We start from the raw sequence: 18,878 nt of genomic DNA on the forward strand, positions 1-18,878 counted from the left end.
TATTGATTCGCCCTATTGAAAAAATCAGCGGGACATGTTTACTTAGGATTTGACCTTTGGGCGTTTGTACAGTGGTACGGCACTACATGCCTCTCCGTACATCAAGCTAGACACCACAGGTTTTAGCAGGCGCGTGATCTCCACGTATGCGAACTCTGGCACAGGGTATCGCCCACAGCCTTTGATGATCACCTTTTGATCTCTAAACTCCTCCAAATCCACCTGTCCCAATGCTGTTTGAAACAGTGAATTCTCCAAATGACTCAAATCACCGAACACGACACTCTTAGCGACAGGCTCGATGACAGACGTCAAAAGCATATACGCCCATGTCGGTACGATCGCATCCACACTACAATATATCGCGACATGCTTACTGTCATACTGCGCCCAATCGTGACTAGAAACAAACGCACGAAACTCCTTCTCACGAAGCACTAGCCCGTTGTACAGATTATCCTTGATATCAAACTGAACACGCGGCGCATGATCATAGTAGCTTTCTAAATCAAAAGTAATCAAACTACTCTCTGCGACCTTATTTACTATTTCTCCTTGCATTATTTTTTGGATGTCTTCGCTGTGGCTAATCTAAACTCTTTTAGATAGAACGGTTCAAAATCAATTACGTTTTCGAACTGACCCAATTCATACTTTTTAGCTCCTAGCAGTCCAACCTCTACCGCTGATGGATACACTTCTGAGACGAAAGAAGCATTAGGATGCTGGATTACCTCTTGGCACTTGGCTGCTCCATCACCAAAGAATACCACCTGATGGTCTGCGAGTTCCGTAACAAAGCTCTCTTCGTCCACAATCACAGGTTCTGTCTCTTGTACCGTCTCAAAACTGCCATTTTTCACCATTGCATAGACTTCCATTCGTCTAGCATCTATCATAGGACATAAATAATCTACCTGAGAGGAGTATCGATATACCTGATACGCCATTGCTTCCAGCGTATTGACCGCTATCAATGGTAGCTCCAGTGCATAGCAGAGTCCCTTGGCTGCCGACACGCCAATACGAAGACCAGTATAAGACCCTGGCCCTTCTGATATGGCAATAGCATCAAGTTCTTCTAGCGTCGTTCCAGTATTTTTCATCAGTTCATCGATCATCACATGCAGCAATGACGAATGAGACTTATCAATATTATAGTGCTGAGCTCCTACTACTAGTCCTGCGCGAATCAGCGCAACTGAACCGCTCTTCGTAGAGGTATCTATACTGAGTATTGTGGACAATCTAATACGTGATTAATTGGACAAAATTTGCTTATACTGTGCAGGGCTATTGAGCAACTCCTGTGCTCTGAGGATCGTGGGATCATGATCTAAAGCAGCCTCTATCAGCCCATCCTGAAAATAGTATCGACTGACAATCTCCTCTTCGAGCATATATTTAACCTCGTCTTGATAATCGACCAGATAGCTCGACTTGATCTTCGATACTTTTTCTTTGAGCGCCTCTATGCTTGGCTGTAGTCCTTCATAGTATTTTTCCTCCTTAGACAGATCCACCAATCGATTGATCGCTTCGTCTATCTGAGACGAAAAACTCAAATCTTTTGCTTCCAGCCAAGTCACAAATTCTGCATACTCCGCATCCGACAACTCAAAGCTTCTCGACGAACTGATTTCCGCATTTTCCGCATGATAAATCGTCGCATAGTCGAACAGAAAATCATTGCTAATGATATTAAACAAAAGATGAGAGTACTTCTGCGCATCGACTTGCACATCTGGATTGATTCCTCCGCCATCATAGACGGTTCGTCCCTTACTGGTTTTGAATGCTACTTTTAAAGAATCTGGAATTTTTGCCACACTACCATCTTCATTTTTGTGTGAATAATCTATAGCCTGAATACATCTACCGCTTGGTATATAATATTTCGCAGTGGTAATTTTGAGCTGGGCATTGTAGGGTAGTGGTCTAGTAGCCTGCACCAGCCCCTTTCCATACGTCCGTTTACCTACTAAAACACCTCTATCATAGTCTTGTATCACCCCAGATACGATCTCCGCTGCTGAAGCAGTACCACTACTCGTCAGTACCACGAGCGGAATCTCTTCATCCGTACTCAGGTTAGGCGCATTATAGGTTTTATTCCATGATTCCTTTTTCCCCTTTGTGTTCACCACTTCTTTTCCTTTCGGAATAAAAACGTTGGCAACCTTGATGGCTTCATCCAAAAGTCCTCCTGGGTTATCCCTTAAGTCTAATACTACTTTCTTTGCCCCCCTAGCTTTCAAGTCTAACAGCGCATTCTTGGTCTCCTCACTCGCGTGAGTCGTAAAGTCACTCAACAAAATATACCCTGTATCCTCTTGCAACATTCCGTAATAAGCAACATTACTAATCGTGATTTTTTCTCTCACGATTGTGATGAGCATGGGTTCTGATACGCCATACCTATCCACAATTAGACTCAGCTCTGTACCCGGCTGTCCTTTGAGCAATTCACTGATCGCCGGAGATGACACCCCCTTTAGGGACTTTCCATCGATGTGAGTAATCTGATCACCTATAAGCAAACCAGCATCATGCGCAGGGTATCCGATGTATGGCATCAGGACAGTATTAACTCCATCACGCTTTCCTACGATAGCCCCTATGCCGCCATACTCCCCTGTGGTAATGGTCCGGTAGCTCTCCAGTTCGCTCTCAGGGATGTAATCCGTGTAAGGGTCCAGCGAACTGAGCATTGCATCGATACCTGTCGTAACGATCTCTTCGTTGGGCAACTGATCTACGTAATGCGTATTAAGTTCGCGATACAAGGTCGCAAAAATGTTGAGATTGCGAGAAATCTCAAAGTAGTTATCACTATAGAATGTAAACGAAAACATCCCTACCAACACTGCTACTCCTACTGTTCCTATGATAATTCTTTTCATTTACACTTCTTTTTCAAACTTGGCTAATAAACGGTTTAGCGAAGCGATTAGTTTTTTCTGAATGAAGGCAAAAGACTGCACCTCTTTTGCTGTGTAAATATAGGCAATTGACAAATATGGATCTAAATCCGAGATCAAATGCTTATTGAGTCGATATGCCTCTCGAATGAGCCGCTTGATGTGATTTCTGTCCACTGCCTTTTTGAACCTCCGTTTGGAGACGGATATCAAAATCTGATGCACAGACGCATCGGCTTTTTCTTGGGGAAGAAATTTTAATGAGAATGGGTACAAATGAAAAGATGCTCCTTTCGTAAAAAGAGCATCAATTTCTTTTTTGCTACTGAGTCTTTCTTGTTTAGAAAAACCCTGTTTGCCAACTATGTCGTTTGCTTCCTTCATATTATGAGCGAAGGAATAGAAATAAGTTCAAACTTATTTCTTGCTACCTCTTTCGTCAGATACTGTCAATTTTTTTCTGCCTTTAGCTCTTCTTCTAGCGATGACAGATCTACCATTTACACTTTCCATTCTAGACCTGAAACCGTGCTTATTTTTTCTTTTTCTCTGCGAAGGTTGAAACGTTCTTTTCATCTTATTTATCTTTTTATCTTAATCGGAACGAGAATTATATCACTGTCCCTTCTTTATCAATCACATTGTTTTTCAAAAAACTCTGAACCAGAGCCCGTTTGAAAAATGGAGTGCAAAAATAAGTAGCTTTTATATAATTACAAATTAGTTACCCATTCTTTATTAGTCCAAGTTATTAAAAATGAAGGAATAACTCCTAAATCGCTTTAAATTCTATCTCTGCTTATGATATTTGCAAAAATATATATTTTATGATCTCTTGTCGCATCTCTATTCCTAATCCACTTTCACATCTTTTACACCTTTCTGCCACCTTTGACTTAGTTCCTAAAGGTCCTCAAGATTTCTCCCTCGCCAAATGGAGACCTGGCCGATACGAACTTGCATCTTTTGCCGACAATATTTTAGACTTCAGGGTTACCAACGAAAAGGGGCTCCCCTTACCTTGGCAAAAAACAGCCTCCAATACATGGTCTGTCAACAACCCCGCTGACCAAACAATCACCCTGCACTACACCTACTATGCATATAAAATGGACGCTGGCAATTCGTGGGTAGACGAAACGCAGGTCTACATCAACTTTATCAATTGCATATTCTTCCAAAAACAAACGAACGAGCAGCCCTACCACATCGACCTTGACCTCCCAAAAGATTACAAAATCGCCTGTTCACTTGGGACAAATATTTCATTAGAAGCAGAAAGCTTCTACCAACTAGCAGACTCTCCTTTGATCGCTAGCAAGAGCCTCAACATCCTAACCTACACGGTAGCAGAACACCTTTTCTATATCTGTTTCATAGGAGACCATCCACTAGACGAGCAACAAGTGCTAGCAGATTTCGAAAGCTTCACACGTCGACAAATTGAAGCGATGGGCGACTATCCAGCTCCCGAATACTACTTTCTCATCCAATCGCTAGATTACAAACACTACCATGGGGTAGAGCATCAAAACTCTACCGTACTAGTATTAGGCCCCAACGATGACACCAGCAAAGAAACCTATAAAGAAAATCTACTGGGAGTAGCTTCTCACGAGCTCTTCCATATCTGGAATATCTGCCGCATCCGCCCTAAAGAGATGTCGCCATATGACCTAACAAGAGAAACGATTTTTGAAACAGGCTTTGTCGCTGAGGGCTTCACTACTTACTACGGAGACTTGTTCTTGAAACAGTCTGGGGTCTTCTCTACGACTGATTACTACAAGGAAATCAACACGCTCCTACAGCGACATTTCCAAAACTACGGCAGATTCGAAAGTAGCCTAATCGAGTCATCAAGAAACCTATGGGTAGATGGATACAAAAAAAGCATACCTGCAAAAGAAGTTTCTATCTATGTAAAAGGTGCACTGGTAGCGCTCATATTGGATATTCAGATCCTACATTTCACGACGCAAAAAGCAAGCTTGCTAGACGTAATTCATCAGTTGTATGACAGATACACCTACGATCAGGGTGGCTATAGCAAAGCAGATGTCTACCAAGTCCTAGCAATGACTGGAGGAGAAACACTCCTTTCGCTCGCAAAAACGCTACTTGAAACAACCACTCCACTAGAGTCTATCCTAGCCGAGACGCTAGAACTAGTCGGTTGTAACATCACCCCTCAACAACACAAAATAGACTTCACGGCCAAAACTGGAGTAGCATTGGAGGAAAAGCAGATCATAGAAATCACCAAAGACAGCCCCGCCTACTCCCTACTATCCATAGGTGACACTGTACTCCAAATCAACGGTGAGGATTTCAATTCCGAGACAGTGCTCCAAGAAGGGGTTGTTCAATTGGAGATTAAACGAAATTCGATCCGTCAAACCATCTCCATCCCTATCAACAACTCCCGATACTTTGGCTTCTACCGCATCGAAGACCAAGAATCTCCGAGCGACACACAAATAAGCATGAAAAAAAGCTGGCTAAAAACGTAATTAATCACATATAAGTTTCGGGCTAAACATCTTAACTGTAGCTTTGCATCACACTTCCCTCCCGAACCCCAATGTTTAAGAAAATAAATAGGTCAAATGAATTTTAGGGACTTGTTGGTAAAGTTTCTGGTCTGGAGACTAAAGCACATCAGTAATAACAATTTCATCCTTATCCTTAGTGGAATTGTAGGTTTGGTCTCAGGTTTTGCAGCGGTGACTTTAAAGAGTGCAGTGCATCTACTCCAACATGTACTCCACGACATACGAGTCAACAACGACCTCAATATTCTCTACATGGTCTATCCGGTCATAGGGATTTTCTTAACTGTACTAGTATCTAAATATATTCTAAAGGACAAGATGGGGCATGGGATTACCAAAATCCTCTACTACATCTCTAAAAGGTCTAGTGTGGTCAAACGCACCATGACCTACACCCGAATGATCACGAGTACGATCACAGTAGGTTTTGGAGGATCAGTGGGACTAGAGGCGCCTATCGTCGTGACAGGATCTGCCATAGGCTCCAACCTGGGTAGGCTCACACACATGAACTACAAGAAACGTACTTTGCTCATCGCTTGCGGTGCTTCTGGTGCGATTGCAGCTATATTCAACTCTCCTATTGCGGGAGTTATTTTTGCTATCGAGGTTATTTTGACAGATGTCACCATTAACAAGTTCATCCCTATACTAATATCCTCGGTGGTAGGGTCTATGGTCTCTTACACCTTACTCGGTAGAGAGTTACTATTCAGTTTCAAACTACAGGACGCGTTCAAACCCGAACACATCCACTTTTATATACTTCTAGGAATTGCATGCGGTATCATCTCCGTACATTTCACTCGTCTTACTTATCTGGTAGAAAATGCCGTAGAAAAAATAAAAAATGATCTCAATCGAGCCTTACTAGGAGGGCTCGGCTTGGCGCTGATCATATTTGCTTTCCCTCCGATATACGGTGAAGGTTATAACGTTATTTTGAACCTCCTCAACGGAAACGACGCTGTTATTTTTGACGAAAGTCTTATCTACGGCGAATCAGACAAGACTCTGATCGTCATCGCCCTGCTTTTTGCAATCTTAGTTATCAAACCAGTCGCTTCTGCACTCACTATCGGTGCTGGCGGTAGTGGAGGAATATTCGCCCCTTCTTTGTTCATGGGAGGAATCGGCGGCTACCTTTTTGCACGCACGATCAACTATATATTCCCCGTACAGATAGACCAAAGTCACTTCACTTTGGTAGGCATGTGCGGCGTTATGAGTGGCGTACTCCACGCACCCTTGACTGCTATATTCTTGATTGCCGAGATTACAGGGGGATATGAATTATTCGTACCTCTGATGCTCGTGTCGGCCATTTCATTTACCACGATCAATTATTTTGAACCTTACTCCCTCTACACTAAACCACTGATCGAGAAAGGGGATTTAATACAACATGACAAGGATAGGCAGGTACTGAGTCAAATGAATATGCGCAAACTAATCGAGTCTGACCTACTCAGCATCAAGTACGACGCATCACTAGACGACCTCATCAAACTCGTCAAAAAGTCCAAACGCAACATCTTCCCTGTATTGAATTATGAACAAGGTCTAGAGGGAATAGTAACGCTAGATGACATCAGGGATCGTATGTTTGATGAAGAGAAACGAAAATCGATCATTGTCAAACAAGTCATGCAACTCCCTCCAGCAGAGGTCAACCCCGACGACTCTATGGAAGAGGTCATGAACAAGTTCGAAATCACACAAGCGTGGAACCTCCCCGTTATAGAAAATGGAAAATATCTAGGTTTCCTATCCAAATCAAGGATATTCAATGCCTACAGAACTAGACTAATCTCAAACGACAAAGAATAGTATAAAATATAAATATTCAAATATCTGCAACAGTCGTATTTAAAAACATTTATTTTTATCCACACTACTCTATTTTCAAAAGAAACAAAACAGGCTAAAACAATACGTATAATAACATTTACCACATCAATGTGGATAACTCCTTTAATTGTGGATAAAAATCAAAATCCACGATTTTATCACAAAACACATATTACACCCAAAAAGTAATCTCCTTTACTTTTCATCAAGGAAAAGATGCCGTAATAATTCCCTAACTTTATAGTTATGCTAAAAGTATCAAAACATAAACCTAAGACAATCACGGGATTAGTACTTCTCACACTACTATTAACCAGTTCTCGACTGTTGCCCGCTCAAGAAATACAAGTCATCAAATTTGATCAACTCCATCAAATCATCACTGACAAAAATGCACCCATACGAGTCATTAATTTTTGGGCCACTTGGTGCGCTCCATGCGTCAAAGAACTACCACAGTTTGAAGATTTATTAGATAAGTACAAAAACTCTCCTACAGAGGTCATTCTCGTTAGTATGGATTTCGTTCAAAATCTAGACTCCAAAGTGAAAAAATTCGCAGAGAAAAAAAATCTAAAATCTAAGCTCTACCTGCTCGACGAAACAGACTACAATTCGTTTATAGATCGAATCGATCCGTCATGGAGTGGCGCAATCCCCGCAACATTGATTGTGGATGCGCGTAATGAGAAAAGGACATTCCTCGAAAAAGAATTCAAAGAAGGAGAGCTAGAAAAGGCTTACCTTGATTTTATCCAATAAACCATACATCTCATGAAAAAATCCATCTTTATCCGCTCAGCAGCTACAGCTTTTCTTTGCTTCGTATTATTCAATTATACCTTAGCCAACACACCCAAAGCAGAAGGCTATAAAGTAGGAGATCAAGCTATTTCGTTTCAACTCAAGAACGTTGATGGGAAAATGGTATCTCCAGCAGATTACCAATCAGCTAAAGGCTTCATCGTAGTATTCACCTGCAATACATGTCCATATTCAAAACTATACGAAAGCCGTATCGAAGCACTCAACCAAAAATATGCAAGCAAAGGCTACCCAGTACTCGCCATCAACTCTAACGACATGACCAAACAGCCTGGAGATTCTTTTGAAGAAATGGTCAAGACATCAAATGCAGGCGAATACTCTTTCCCATACCTATATGACGAATCACAGGAGATTGCGACTGCCTATGGCGCAACCAAAACTCCGCATGTATACGTGCTAGAAAAAAACAAGAAAAATCTCCAAGTAAAGTATATCGGCGCTATTGATAACAATGCCAGAGATGAAAAATCAGCAACCGACAAATATGTAGAAAATGCCGTAGATGCACTACTCGCTAACAAACCAGTCAGTACAACCTCTACCAAAGCCATAGGCTGCACCATCAAATGGAAAGAAGCTTAGGCTTTTGGTTTGGAATGATAATACAGTGTTGAGCAATTTGTTTTGTTCAACACTTTTTTTGCTTCAGCCACCACGCTTTCTTCAGTCACCGCATTAATTCTATCTACTTCTTCGTCTATTAGGCTTGTGTTTCCTAACATCGTATAGTAAGCCAAATTAATGGCACGGTTTAGCACTTCGACTTCTGAAAAAACATGTGACGACTCTGCGTGCATTTTGACACGATCTAACTCTCCTGGTTCTAATCCTTCACTGATCAAAAGCTCAACCTCTTCCTCCACCAACTCATCCACTTCCTCGAAAGTCACTCCTTCTTTGAGTTTCCCAGAGACTACCAGCAATCCTGCGTCTGTAGAATCAGTAATATAGGCCGAGACAGCACTGAGTACCGCCTTCCCTTTGACGAGCGCATTGTAAAGCCTCGACGACTTCCCTCTACCCAGTACATCACTCAGTAAATCGTGTGTATGATAGTTCGCCCCGAACTTTGCATCCATATGATACACCTTATAGAAAACATCTAAAGGCACGTCAGCTTCTGTATGAATACTCCTAGCCTCTGCCTGCTTCGGTTCAACAGGCAAGTCACGATGATATGGTTTCCCAGCTGGGATGGGGCCAAACCACTTCTCAGTGAGTGACTTTACTTGATCGAACGTCACGTCACCAGCCACCACTAAGACTGCATTATTAGGGATGTAGTATTTATGAAAAAATGCCTTCACATCTTCCATCGTTGCGTTTTCGATATGAGAAATCTCCTTCCCAATGGTCGCCCATCTGTAGGGATGCTTCTGATAGGCCAACGGTCTCAGTTTCAACCAAGCATCGCCATAGGGCTGATTCAAATAGCGCTGATTAAACTCCTCGATCACGACCTTGCGCTGCACCTCGAGCACTTCTGGATCAAACGAGAGAGAATTCATCCGGTCTGACTCCAACCAAAATGCCGTCTCGAGATTATTAGATGGAATGGTAATATAGTAATTGGTCATATCCGCACTCGTAAAGGCATTATTATTACCTCCTACCTTCTGAAGCGGCTCATCGAAGGAATCTATATTTTCCGATCCGCCAAACATGAGATGCTCAAACAAATGGGCAAACCCCGTCTGCTCAGGATCTTCGTCACGCGACCCTACATCGTACATCAAGTTAAGTACTGCTACTTTCGTCGTATGATCCTCGTGCACAATCACCTTTAATCCATTCTCTAATTCAAACCGCTGATACTCCATAGTTTCCTTTCGTTCGCTGCAAAAATAGAATCCATTTCGACTTAACCGCATACTTCTAAATTTTATGACAAAAACTCTTGGAAAAGGACAGGTATAGCCACCTATAATTAAATTTGCTTCTGATTTAAGTGAAGCACTTACCATATTAATGCATAAAGTTAAAGGAGAAGATATCACACAAAGTGATTGGAAAGGGATGACCAAACAAGAAATCCCTCGTCCCAGACGCATTACTTAGACCAATGAAGCCCCAACCCGTTTGAAGCAGGTTCTGATGAAATTTGACATAAAAAAACTAAACCCGTCCGAATTACTATCTATGTACAGGTCGCTGTTGCTGCCCAGGCTCATAGAAGACAAAATGCTAATCCTACTTCGTCAGGGCAAAATCTCCAAGTGGTTTTCGGGCTATGGGCAAGAAGCCATCTCTGTCGGTGCAACACTGGCGATGACAGAGGACGAGTACATCCTGCCGATGCACCGCAACTTAGGCATATTCACAACACGCCAAGTTCCACTTCACAGGCTTTTTGCACAGTTCCAAGGTAAGGTCAGCGGATTCACCAAAGGCAGAGACCGCTCCTTTCATTTTGGATCAAAAGAACACCACCTCGTCGGTATGATCTCTCATCTCGGCGCACAACTCGGTGTAGCAGATGGTATAGCACTCGCACACCAGCTCAAAGGACAGCAAAAAGCCACACTGGTCATTTCAGGAGACGGAGGAGCAAGTGAAGGAGATTTTCATGAGGCACTCAATCTGGCAGCGGTATGGCAGTTACCCGTTATATTCCTCATCGAAAACAACCACTGGGGACTCTCCACACCGAGCAGCGAACAGTTCAACATGAAGACCTTTGCTCAGAAAGGACCAGGGTACGGTATACAAACCCGCCAAGCCAATGGCAACAACCTTCTAGAAGTCTATCACACTGTCCAAGAAGCAGCAGAGACCATACGTCAGCAACCCCAACCCATCCTCATCGAATGTATGACTTTTAGAATCCGCGGACATGAAGAGGCTAGTGGGACAAAATACTACCCCGAGGGTCTAATAGAAGAATGGAGCAAAAAAGATCCTATTAGTAATTTCGAATCTTTTCTAAAGGATAAGAAAATTCTCTCTGAGGAGAAAAGCGAAGCGATCAAATCTGAGCTCAATCAACAGATCAGCGAAGCAATCAATCTCGCCAACGAAGAAGAACTGGTCAAAGCAGAAACCAACAAAGAGATAAATGACCTGTTTGCGTCTTACCAACCTAAAATCACGATTCCTAAATCCAGACGAAAAAACACCTTACGGTTCGTAGATGCCATATCCGAGGGATTAAAACAAAGCCTAATACGCTATCCCGAACTCGTAATAATGGGACAGGATATTGCTGAATATGGCGGAGTGTTCAAGGTCACAGAAGGGCTCGTGGAGACATTCGGTAAGAACAGAATCCGAAATACGCCTATTTGCGAATCAGCTGTATTAGGAGCAGCGTTAGGCCTCTCTATTCAAGGCGTGAAAGCTGTGGTAGAGATGCAGTTCGCGGATTTCGTAACTTGCGGATTCAATCAAATCGTAAACAACATCGCCATGAGCCACTACCGCTGGGGACAACTCGCAGATGTAGTCGTGAGAATGCCTACAGGTGCGGGCGTAGGTGCAGGCCCCTATCACTCTCAGTCCACAGAGGCATGGTTTTTTCACACGCCTGGGCTTAAAATAGTCTACCCTTCCAATCCCTATGACGCCAAAGGCCTCTTGAATGCAGCCATAGAGGAAACTAATCCATTCCTATACTTCGAACACAAAGCACTCTATCGCTCGAAAACGCAAAATGTACCGCAAGACTACTACACCGTGGAAGTAGGCAAGGCAAAGTATATCTCAAAAGGAGAAGACCTCACAATCATCACCTATGGCATGGGTGTACATTGGGCGATGGACATCCTAGACGAACTAGATGACATAGAGGCCGATCTGATTGACCTGAGAACGCTAGTTCCCTGGGACAAAACAACGGTAGAGCAATCCATCAAGAAAACAGGCAAGGCCATCATCTTACATGAAGACAACCTAACGGGTGGAATCGGTGCAGAAATCGCTGCTTGGATAGGAGAGTACTGCTTTCTATCCCTAGATGCACCTGTGATGAGGGAGGGCAGTCTGGACACCCCTGTCCCCTTTGCAAAGAGCTTGGAAGACAATTTCCTACCTAAAAATCGCTTCAAAGAAAAGCTCATCGAGCTGCATCAGTTTTGATCATTAGTTACATACCCAGTCATTCGTCATGCTAGATAGATGTTTTACAACCACAGGCTTAAATTTATTTACTAACTTTCCGTTGTGTTAGTGGGTGTAGTAGAATAATTAATGAACAAACGAAATCTTCTCATTTTGATCATAGGAATAGTTGTCATGTTACTGGCAACAGAGAACTCCTATGCACAGCTATTAGAAGACCGCAACAAGCTGAAGACCCACTCAAAGAAAAGGGAAGGTTTCTCTCCTTTTAAAAAACGTATAAAAAAATCAAAGGCACAAGGCAAACCCTCTGTAGTCAAAGCAGATAAACCTAAGTTTTCAAAAAACGTGGCAGGTGATCACAAAGCCAGAAAGATCAACCCTAAGTTCAGCAAACCACAAAAATCTAAATCAAGATACGCGGTTCAGCCTCGCTACTCTAGAGAGAATGCGGGACAATCTGGACGTGGCATCAAAGTCAATCCGCGGTACAGCCAAAACAATGCGGGACAATCCAAAAGAAAATTCAAAGTAAGTCCACGCTACTCACAAGAAAACGCTGGACAGGTTGGTCACAAGTGGAAAATCAGTCCACGATTTACTCAAGAGCATGCGGGTAACTACGGTCGAAGCAAAAAAATACAGCCCCGATTTAGCCAGCAGAATGCAGGTCAAATCAGCCACAAAATGTCCGTCAATCCACGATTTACACAAGAGCATGCAGGCAACTATGGACGTCAAAAGAAGATTCAACCAAGATTTAGCCAGCAGAATTCTGGCCAGATTAGTCACAAGATGAAAGTGAGTCCTAGATTTACGCAAGAAAATGCAGGTGAAGTAGGACACAAAATCGTGATTAATCCACGGTTCACGCAAGAGAATGCAGGACAAGTCGGACATAAAATAGTTGTCAATCCAAGATTCACACAGAATAACGCAGGTGAATACAAGAAAAAGAACATCAAACCGAGGTTTTCGAAAGAGAATGCTGGGGAATTTGGTCACGGCACACGTGTACGCCCACGCTACACGAGAAACAACGCCGGTGATGTCCCCTACCGAAAAGTATCCCCACGGTATTCTATCCCGCCAGACTATGCCAAAGCAACTGCTAACAACCAAAAAAGTGGATTTTTGACGAATGTCAACCTGATCATTGACAGAGCGAAATACAAAAAGCAACCCGCCCAAAAATCACTAGGACCAAAAACAGTCAAACCAACATACAGTCAACCAAATACAGCAGGACAACACAACGAAAGCATCAAGAGCTATAAAAAACAAACGGATAAATCCGTACGCAACTCACCCAATTATCAGCTAGCCACTTACACAGGTAAGGTTCGAAAACTCCGAAAAACAAGTGACATGCACCCGAGTGCTAGACACCTCTCTGCCAAAGGGGACGACAGCAGAGTCGTACGAGATACCAAAAGAAAACTAAATGTATCGTGGGTACGCATGTTCGGGAACCAAACGCAACCGGATGCGGTTAAGGACAAAGTTGGCAAAGCCAAATTTGACAAAGACGAAAAAGACATTTGGAACAATTAATTATGAACTGGGAAACACTAACATCTACAGCACAACTGACGGATCTTATTAATGCATCACACGAAAACCCCGTCTTGATATTCAAACACAGTACACGCTGTAGCATTAGTAGCATGGCTCTCAATAGATTAGAGCGCTCATGGAATCTAGAAGAAGCACAGCCTTTGACACCATACTATCTAGACCTAATCGCTCACCGAGATGTATCGAGTGCCATCGCAGCACAACTGGGCGTAGAACACCAGTCTCCACAAGTAGTAGTCATCTCAGACGGCAAAGCCATCTACAACAACTCTCACATGGGCATCTCCTACAACGATATCATCAAAATAGCCAAAGATTTAAGCCCAGCTTAAATCTCGGTTTCTTCGTTGTTTAGAGACTCCACCATCTTTTTGATCTGCTGAGCCTTCTTGCCATACATATAGTAGAACATATAATAGGCAAAAACCAAACTCCCGGCAATCACAACTCCTGCCCATATCCATTTCCACATAGACACGGTATCCAACATCGCTTCGAAATCATCGTGTTGGATATAGCCCAAATAAAAACCGAGTAAGAATGAGGCAATTCCTATCACCACAAGTGTGATCTTAAAATGCGTAATAAACCTACAAATACTCTGGTGCACCTCGTTGAGGTACTGAACAACATTATTATCTATAAATTTCCGATCTAGCTTTTGAATCAAAATATGATAATAGTAGAAAAAACCGAAATTGATCAGAAGTAATACACCAGCAGCCACCCAGTATTGCACATAGCTCAAGTACACTCCTATGAGTGACAGCACTATCAGATTAGCCCATCGCTCTATGCGCAAGGTTTTCACGAATTTGGACACAATGTTTTGGGGCTGCTGCTTGATGATCGCATCAATCGCCTCCTCAGAATAGCTAAACCGCTCCTGATTCCCTCCTTGCTTCCATATCTGCTTAATATCCAGTTCTTCCATCGATTATTTTCTTTAACTGGTTTTTCACTCGATTGACTTTTGCGCCCACGTTGGTCACGGTGATACCCAGTATTTCTGCCATTTCTTTATAACTTTTCTCCTCCAGATAGAGCAGTATCACCGCTCTATCCGACTCTTTGAGTAGCTTGATTGCCTTGTACAGCATACTCAACTGCTCCTCCTCTACGACATCCTTTTCTTCAGCGATATCGGGCAACTGCTCCCGAGCCACTGATACGATTTTTTTCTTATTTCTGAGTTGTGAAAGACAGACATTAAGACAGACTCTATAGACCCACGTCGAGAGCTTAGAAGCGCCACGAAACGAATCAAAAGACCTCCACAACTGAATAACACACTCCTGATAATAGTCATTAAAATCTTCCGCCGTATCGGTATAGATTCTGCACACCTTCGCTATGATGCGGTGATGTTCTTCTAAGAAAGGCTGGAAATCAGATTTCATTCAACTATTTAAGTTCACTTCATTAGTAGCAACTATTGCTACGGTATTACAACGATCGGCAATTACTTGATAGGCATTCGCGCAAAAGGTTTTTCTCGATCAAAAAGATAGCGATAGGTATGGTGTGTTTTGCCGATATCACCACCGATCTGTTTGACAACTAAAATCATTTTTCGGTTAAAATCTCCAATCCAATTCATCTCTAAAATTGGATAGCGCTTGTAGTCTTGCTGCACCATTTTGGCAGTGGCCATGACCAGCGCTCCGTCGAGCCCTTTGCCTTGATGCGCCGGCACTACGCCAAACACCAACCCTAACATTTTCTTGTTAGTTTTAAACAGTTTATGAAGTACAAATTTGATTTTACCGACCCAGTTCAGCTTGCCATTCACATGCTTGAATATCTGATTGACCTCAGGTAAATTGACATAAAAAGCCACCGGTTCTCCCTTATAATAAGCGAACCAGATGATTTTCTCATCCAAGATTGGTTTCATTTGCTTCATGATGGCCGCTGATTCGTCTTTCGTCATCTCTACCACTCCGTCATGATTCGCCCAAGCTTGATTATATACGACCCTAAAATCCTCCGCATACTTATCCAGTTGCTTGATACGCATATGCTCAAACGAATAATCAGGGTCTTTGCTCAATAGATCTGCCTTATGCTGTACGCGTGGGTGAAACGGATCAAAAGTCTTTCGAATGAACGTAAATTGCTTGAAATACACCTCAAACCCATAGTTCTCAAACAACTCTCTGTAATATGGAAAATGATAGTTGCACTGGTAGTTTGGCTCGATAGTATAACCATCTACGAGCAGCCCCCACCACTTATCTCTATCGCCAAAATTGACTGGTCCATCCATGGCTTCCATCCCGATCTCAGCCAGCCAATCTCTAGCCGCATCAAACAGCATATTGGCTGCCTGCTGATCATCTATACATTCGAAGAACCCACAGCCGCCTGTAGGTTGGTCATTATCCTTGACTGCCGTCTTGTTATTGACAAACGCCGCGATTCTACCTATCGTTTGCCCCTCTCGCTGTAGCAACCATCTCACACACGCTCCATGATTAAAAGTAGGATTTTTCTTCCGATCAAAAACCAGCTTCACGTCCTTATCCAACGGTCGAATCCAAAACGGACAGTCCTGATAAAGTTTTACGGGAAACAAAACGAACTCTTTTTCCAATTCGGGGGTAGTGACTTCAATCAAATTCATGGTTTAAACTTAACTCAGAGATGTGAATTGAAAAATAATTACATAATATTTAAAAAAGTTAAAACCCAAATTTGCAAAATAGAAAAGGAAATCTATCTTTGCAGTCCATTACAAAATGGTCCGTTCGTCTAGGGGTTAGGACGCCAGGTTTTCATCCTGGTAACAGGGGTTCGATTCCCCTACGGACTACAAAAAGCGGCTTTCAAACGTCGCTCTTTTTATGCAAGTAATGGTCCGTTCGTCTAGGGGTTAGGACGCCAGGTTTTCATCCTGGTAACAGGGGTTCGATTCCCCTACGGACTACAAAAAACCACTCAATTGAGTGGTTTTTTTTTGTTTTAACATAATTAGAAACAAACGAGGATCAGGGATCACCCTGTATTTCTGGGGGAGAGGTAGTAGATCACTTCGTGATTCAAGATTCATTGTTCGAAATTCGTTATTGTTTTTACCCCCAGAAATGGCGACTGATCCTAAAACTGTCCCGTCCCCAACATCACCAGCGTGCAAGCCTCGACCGTTTCTATGCCTTGCGCTTGTGCTGCCTTGGACAACTCCACATTCTCGGTACCAGGATTAAAGATAATGCGATTGGGACGGAGGCTGAGGATGTAGTCTTGCCACTCGGGCAGATTATCACTCCCGATGTAGAGCGTCACTGTATCTACCCCTTCCAACTCTGGCTTTTGGCGCAAGTCCTGAAACGGCTCACCAAACAACTCGCCTTTCTTAATAGATACCAGTTTGATCGGGTGCCCGTGCTGGTGCAATCGCTCAGCTGCCAAATATGCATAGCGCGTGGGATTGGTGCTTGCACCCAGTACTGCCGTTAATTTCTTCTGTTCTGTCATCATTCTTTCATCTTGGTTCTTGACTCTTGGGTCTAAACGTCTATGTTCTAGTATCCAAATACGCTTCGATCAGTTTCTCCGCACACTTCTCTCCATCGATAGCTGCCGACATAATACCACCCGCATAGCCAGCACCTTCACCACATGGAAACAAACGTTTGACCTCTATATGTTCTAGTGTCTCGCGATTTCTCGGCACATGTACAGGAGACGACGTTCTACTCTCCACACCGAGCACTTGTGCTTCATTGGTGTAGTAGCCTTTTGACTTTCGTCCAAAACTCTTGAACCCATCACGGAGACGCATATAGATCGATTCTGGCAAAAACTCCCGCATATTGACGGCCGTCAACCCTGGTTGATACGAACAGTCCGGCAAGTTGGTTGACGTTTTTCCCTTGACGAAATCCACCAAACGCTGTGCGGGTGCGGATTGCGTCCCTCCAGCAATAGCACAGGCATTTTGCTCTACTTCGGTTTGGAACGCCAAGGCTTTGAAATCTCCCTCCGACTCGTAGGCCTTGAGATCTTCGTTCTCTACCGCCACGACGATACCTGAGTTGGCGAACTTCGAATCGCGCTTGGATGGACTCATGCCGTTGACGACCACCTCACCATCTGCGGTAGCAGCAGGTACGATGAATCCTCCCGGACACATACAAAACGAAAATACTCCACGCTGCACCTGATCAAACTGCGTCTGAGTTGCCAAACTATAGCTCGCAGCAGGCAAATACTCCCCTCTCGTATCGCAGTGATACTGAATCTGATCGATGATTACCTGCGGATGCTCCACCCGCAATCCAAGCGCAAAGGGCTTAGATTCGATCTTGACCCCAGAAGTCTGGAGCAATCGAAAAATATCTCTTGCAGAATGTCCCGTGGCTAGGATCACGCCTATTCCTTCGATGATACTACCATCCTGTGTTTTCACACCTTTCATCTCTCCCTCACGGATCACGAAATCCTCCACACGCGTATCAAAACGAATCTCTCCTCCACGGGATAGAATCGTCCCTCGGATGTCTTCTATTACTTTGGGCAGCTTGTTGGTACCGATGTGCGGATGCGTGTCTACTAGGATATCCTCCTGAGAGCCATGCGCCACCAGTATCTCTAGGATACGCGTGACATCTCCTCGTTTTTTGGATCGGGTATAGAGTTTTCCGTCTGAGTAAGTCCCTGCCCCTCCTTCACCAAAACAGTAGTTAGAGTCTGGATTCACCTTATGCTCCTTGTTGATGGCAGCTAGATCTCTACGGCGAGCTTGGACATCCTTGCCACGTTCTAGCACGATAGGTTTCGCGCCCAGTTCGATACAGCGCATCGCTGCAAACAACCCAGCTGGCCCTGCTCCAACGATGATCACCTCTGATTTGTCTGCCACATTGTTTTGTGGCTTTTGATACGCAAAAGGCCTTGGATCTTCACCTGCCTCGGATAGTGCTATCTCTACATTGACCTGTACACGACGACTCCTCGCATCGATGGAGCGCTTGAGCAATTTCCAGTGAGCCTCTGCACCTAGTTTGTTGGTCACAAAAGCAGCAAAATTCGCCTCGTCCAGCGCGATTTCTGGCTTGAGTCTATAGTTTAAAATCTTCGTCATGTT

The 18,878-nt window shown here is 43.5% G+C and carries 18 protein-coding genes and 2 tRNA genes; 9 read left to right on the forward strand and 11 right to left on the reverse strand.

The window, feature by feature from the left end:
• Positions 1 to 42: 42 nt before the first annotated feature.
• Genes BUB99_RS18490 through rpmH form a run of 5 tightly spaced genes read right to left on the reverse strand, consistent with a single transcriptional unit; the run spans position 43 to position 3,497 of the window.
• Entirely contained in the window at positions 43 to 561 is a 519-nt protein-coding gene (locus tag BUB99_RS18490) for a DUF2480 family protein (RefSeq protein ID WP_073125087.1), read from the reverse strand.
• Positions 561 to 1,247 carry a tRNA (adenosine(37)-N6)-threonylcarbamoyltransferase complex dimerization subunit type 1 TsaB gene (tsaB, locus tag BUB99_RS18495; RefSeq protein ID WP_073125088.1) on the reverse strand — a complete coding sequence of 229 codons (687 nt, stop codon included), beginning with the start codon at positions 1,245 to 1,247 and terminating at the stop codon, positions 561 to 563. Before tsaB ends, BUB99_RS18490 begins: the two co-directional genes overlap by 1 nt.
• Positions 1,248 to 1,259: 12 nt before the next feature.
• Positions 1,260 to 2,903 carry a S41 family peptidase gene (locus tag BUB99_RS18500; RefSeq protein ID WP_073125090.1) on the reverse strand — a complete coding sequence of 548 codons (1,644 nt, stop codon included), beginning with the start codon at positions 2,901 to 2,903 and terminating at the stop codon, positions 1,260 to 1,262.
• Complete coding sequence (rnpA, locus tag BUB99_RS18505; protein WP_073125092.1) at positions 2,904 to 3,305, reverse strand: ribonuclease P protein component; 402 nt, start codon at positions 3,303 to 3,305, stop codon at positions 2,904 to 2,906. It lies immediately after the preceding gene.
• 33 nt (positions 3,306 to 3,338) lie between these two features.
• The gene (gene rpmH, locus BUB99_RS18510) at positions 3,339 to 3,497 is read right to left on the reverse strand and encodes a 50S ribosomal protein L34 (RefSeq protein ID WP_073125094.1); all 159 of its coding nucleotides are present in this window, start codon (positions 3,495 to 3,497) and stop codon (positions 3,339 to 3,341) included.
• Positions 3,498 to 3,748: 251 nt separating this feature from the next.
• Between rpmH and BUB99_RS18515 the strand changes: the two genes are divergently transcribed.
• From BUB99_RS18515 to BUB99_RS18530, 4 genes are all read left to right on the forward strand, one after another.
• Positions 3,749 to 5,434 (forward strand): M61 family metallopeptidase, encoded by a 1,686-nt coding sequence (locus BUB99_RS18515; protein ID WP_073125096.1) that lies wholly within the window; start codon positions 3,749 to 3,751, stop codon positions 5,432 to 5,434.
• A gap of 96 nt (positions 5,435 to 5,530) precedes the next feature.
• Positions 5,531 to 7,306 carry a chloride channel protein gene (locus BUB99_RS18520; protein WP_073125097.1) on the forward strand — a complete coding sequence of 592 codons (1,776 nt, stop codon included), beginning with the start codon at positions 5,531 to 5,533 and terminating at the stop codon, positions 7,304 to 7,306.
• A gap of 267 nt (positions 7,307 to 7,573) precedes the next feature.
• Positions 7,574 to 8,089, forward strand: coding sequence for a TlpA family protein disulfide reductase (locus BUB99_RS18525; RefSeq protein ID WP_073125099.1), 516 nt, complete (start codon positions 7,574 to 7,576; stop codon positions 8,087 to 8,089).
• A gap of 12 nt (positions 8,090 to 8,101) precedes the next feature.
• Positions 8,102 to 8,737 (forward strand): thioredoxin family protein, encoded by a 636-nt coding sequence (locus tag BUB99_RS18530; RefSeq protein ID WP_073125100.1) that lies wholly within the window; start codon positions 8,102 to 8,104, stop codon positions 8,735 to 8,737.
• Here the strand turns inward: BUB99_RS18530 and BUB99_RS18535 are convergent.
• Complete coding sequence (locus BUB99_RS18535) at positions 8,734 to 10,026, reverse strand: M16 family metallopeptidase (RefSeq protein ID WP_084190666.1); 1,293 nt, start codon at positions 10,024 to 10,026, stop codon at positions 8,734 to 8,736. The genes BUB99_RS18530 and BUB99_RS18535 overlap by 4 nt on opposite strands.
• A 223-nt stretch (positions 10,027 to 10,249) precedes the next feature.
• Between BUB99_RS18535 and BUB99_RS18540 the strand changes: the two genes are divergently transcribed.
• The 3 genes from BUB99_RS18540 to ytxJ all read left to right on the forward strand — a co-directional run bounded on the left by BUB99_RS18540 (position 10,250) and on the right by ytxJ (position 14,121).
• Positions 10,250 to 12,229, forward strand: a complete 1,980-nt coding sequence (locus BUB99_RS18540) for an alpha-ketoacid dehydrogenase subunit alpha/beta (RefSeq protein WP_073125104.1) — start codon at positions 10,250 to 10,252, stop codon at positions 12,227 to 12,229.
• Between the two features lie 156 nt (positions 12,230 to 12,385).
• The gene (locus BUB99_RS18545) at positions 12,386 to 13,765 is read left to right on the forward strand and encodes a hypothetical protein (RefSeq protein WP_073125106.1); all 1,380 of its coding nucleotides are present in this window, start codon (positions 12,386 to 12,388) and stop codon (positions 13,763 to 13,765) included.
• Between the two features lie 2 nt (positions 13,766 to 13,767).
• The gene (gene ytxJ / locus BUB99_RS18550) at positions 13,768 to 14,121 is read left to right on the forward strand and encodes a bacillithiol system redox-active protein YtxJ (RefSeq protein ID WP_073125108.1); all 354 of its coding nucleotides are present in this window, start codon (positions 13,768 to 13,770) and stop codon (positions 14,119 to 14,121) included.
• Here the strand turns inward: ytxJ and BUB99_RS18555 are convergent.
• The 3 genes from BUB99_RS18555 to BUB99_RS18565 all read right to left on the reverse strand — a co-directional run bounded on the left by BUB99_RS18555 (position 14,118) and on the right by BUB99_RS18565 (position 16,415).
• Positions 14,118 to 14,723, reverse strand: a complete 606-nt coding sequence (locus BUB99_RS18555; protein ID WP_073125109.1) for a hypothetical protein — start codon at positions 14,721 to 14,723, stop codon at positions 14,118 to 14,120. The genes ytxJ and BUB99_RS18555 overlap by 4 nt on opposite strands.
• Positions 14,704 to 15,189, reverse strand: coding sequence for an RNA polymerase sigma factor (locus BUB99_RS18560; RefSeq protein ID WP_073125111.1), 486 nt, complete (start codon positions 15,187 to 15,189; stop codon positions 14,704 to 14,706). The genes BUB99_RS18555 and BUB99_RS18560 overlap by 20 nt, the downstream gene beginning before the upstream one ends.
• Before the next feature lie 62 nt (positions 15,190 to 15,251).
• Positions 15,252 to 16,415 (reverse strand): hypothetical protein, encoded by a 1,164-nt coding sequence (locus BUB99_RS18565; protein WP_073125112.1) that lies wholly within the window; start codon positions 16,413 to 16,415, stop codon positions 15,252 to 15,254.
• A 117-nt stretch (positions 16,416 to 16,532) separates the two neighbouring features.
• On the opposite strand from BUB99_RS18565, the gene BUB99_RS18570 reads away from it, so the two are divergent.
• Positions 16,533 to 16,604 (forward strand) — tRNA-Glu (locus tag BUB99_RS18570).
• A gap of 42 nt (positions 16,605 to 16,646) precedes the next feature.
• Positions 16,647 to 16,718, forward strand: a tRNA-Glu gene (locus BUB99_RS18575).
• A gap of 170 nt (positions 16,719 to 16,888) precedes the next feature.
• On the opposite strand, the gene BUB99_RS18580 is transcribed toward BUB99_RS18575, so the two are convergent.
• Positions 16,889 to 17,266: a CoA-binding protein gene (locus BUB99_RS18580; protein ID WP_073125266.1), complete on the reverse strand. Its 378-nt coding sequence runs from the start codon at positions 17,264 to 17,266 to the stop codon at positions 16,889 to 16,891.
• Between the two features lie 40 nt (positions 17,267 to 17,306).
• Positions 17,307 to 18,875, reverse strand: coding sequence for an NAD(P)/FAD-dependent oxidoreductase (locus BUB99_RS18585; protein ID WP_073125114.1), 1,569 nt, complete (start codon positions 18,873 to 18,875; stop codon positions 17,307 to 17,309).
• Positions 18,876 to 18,878 lie beyond the last annotated feature (3 nt).

It is taken from the genome of Reichenbachiella agariperforans, from assembly GCF_900142205.1.
In the GTDB taxonomy this organism is placed as follows: Bacteria; Bacteroidota; Bacteroidia; order Cytophagales; family Cyclobacteriaceae; genus Reichenbachiella; species Reichenbachiella agariperforans.

Coding starts and splice junctions, on each gene's coding strand:
- BUB99_RS18490 (WP_073125087.1), bottom strand. CDS start 561: ATGCAAGGAGAAATAGTAAATAAGGTCGCAGAGAGTAGTTTGATTACT.
- BUB99_RS18500 (WP_073125090.1), bottom strand. CDS start 2,903: ATGAAAAGAATTATCATAGGAACAGTAGGAGTAGCAGTGTTGGTAGGG.
- rnpA (WP_073125092.1), bottom strand. CDS start 3,305: ATGAAGGAAGCAAACGACATAGTTGGCAAACAGGGTTTTTCTAAACAA.
- rpmH (WP_073125094.1), bottom strand. CDS start 3,497: ATGAAAAGAACGTTTCAACCTTCGCAGAGAAAAAGAAAAAATAAGCAC.
- BUB99_RS18515 (WP_073125096.1), top strand. CDS start 3,749: ATGATCTCTTGTCGCATCTCTATTCCTAATCCACTTTCACATCTTTTA.
- BUB99_RS18520 (WP_073125097.1), top strand. CDS start 5,531: ATGAATTTTAGGGACTTGTTGGTAAAGTTTCTGGTCTGGAGACTAAAG.
- BUB99_RS18525 (WP_073125099.1), top strand. CDS start 7,574: ATGCTAAAAGTATCAAAACATAAACCTAAGACAATCACGGGATTAGTA.
- BUB99_RS18530 (WP_073125100.1), top strand. CDS start 8,102: ATGAAAAAATCCATCTTTATCCGCTCAGCAGCTACAGCTTTTCTTTGC.
- BUB99_RS18535 (WP_084190666.1), bottom strand. CDS start 10,026: ATGCGGTTAAGTCGAAATGGATTCTATTTTTGCAGCGAACGAAAGGAA.
- BUB99_RS18540 (WP_073125104.1), top strand. CDS start 10,250: ATGAAATTTGACATAAAAAAACTAAACCCGTCCGAATTACTATCTATG.
- BUB99_RS18545 (WP_073125106.1), top strand. CDS start 12,386: ATGTTACTGGCAACAGAGAACTCCTATGCACAGCTATTAGAAGACCGC.
- ytxJ (WP_073125108.1), top strand. CDS start 13,768: ATGAACTGGGAAACACTAACATCTACAGCACAACTGACGGATCTTATT.
- BUB99_RS18555 (WP_073125109.1), bottom strand. CDS start 14,723: ATGGAAGAACTGGATATTAAGCAGATATGGAAGCAAGGAGGGAATCAG.
- BUB99_RS18560 (WP_073125111.1), bottom strand. CDS start 15,189: ATGAAATCTGATTTCCAGCCTTTCTTAGAAGAACATCACCGCATCATA.
- BUB99_RS18565 (WP_073125112.1), bottom strand. CDS start 16,415: ATGAATTTGATTGAAGTCACTACCCCCGAATTGGAAAAAGAGTTCGTT.
- BUB99_RS18580 (WP_073125266.1), bottom strand. CDS start 17,266: ATGACAGAACAGAAGAAATTAACGGCAGTACTGGGTGCAAGCACCAAT.
- BUB99_RS18585 (WP_073125114.1), bottom strand. CDS start 18,875: ATGACGAAGATTTTAAACTATAGACTCAAGCCAGAAATCGCGCTGGAC.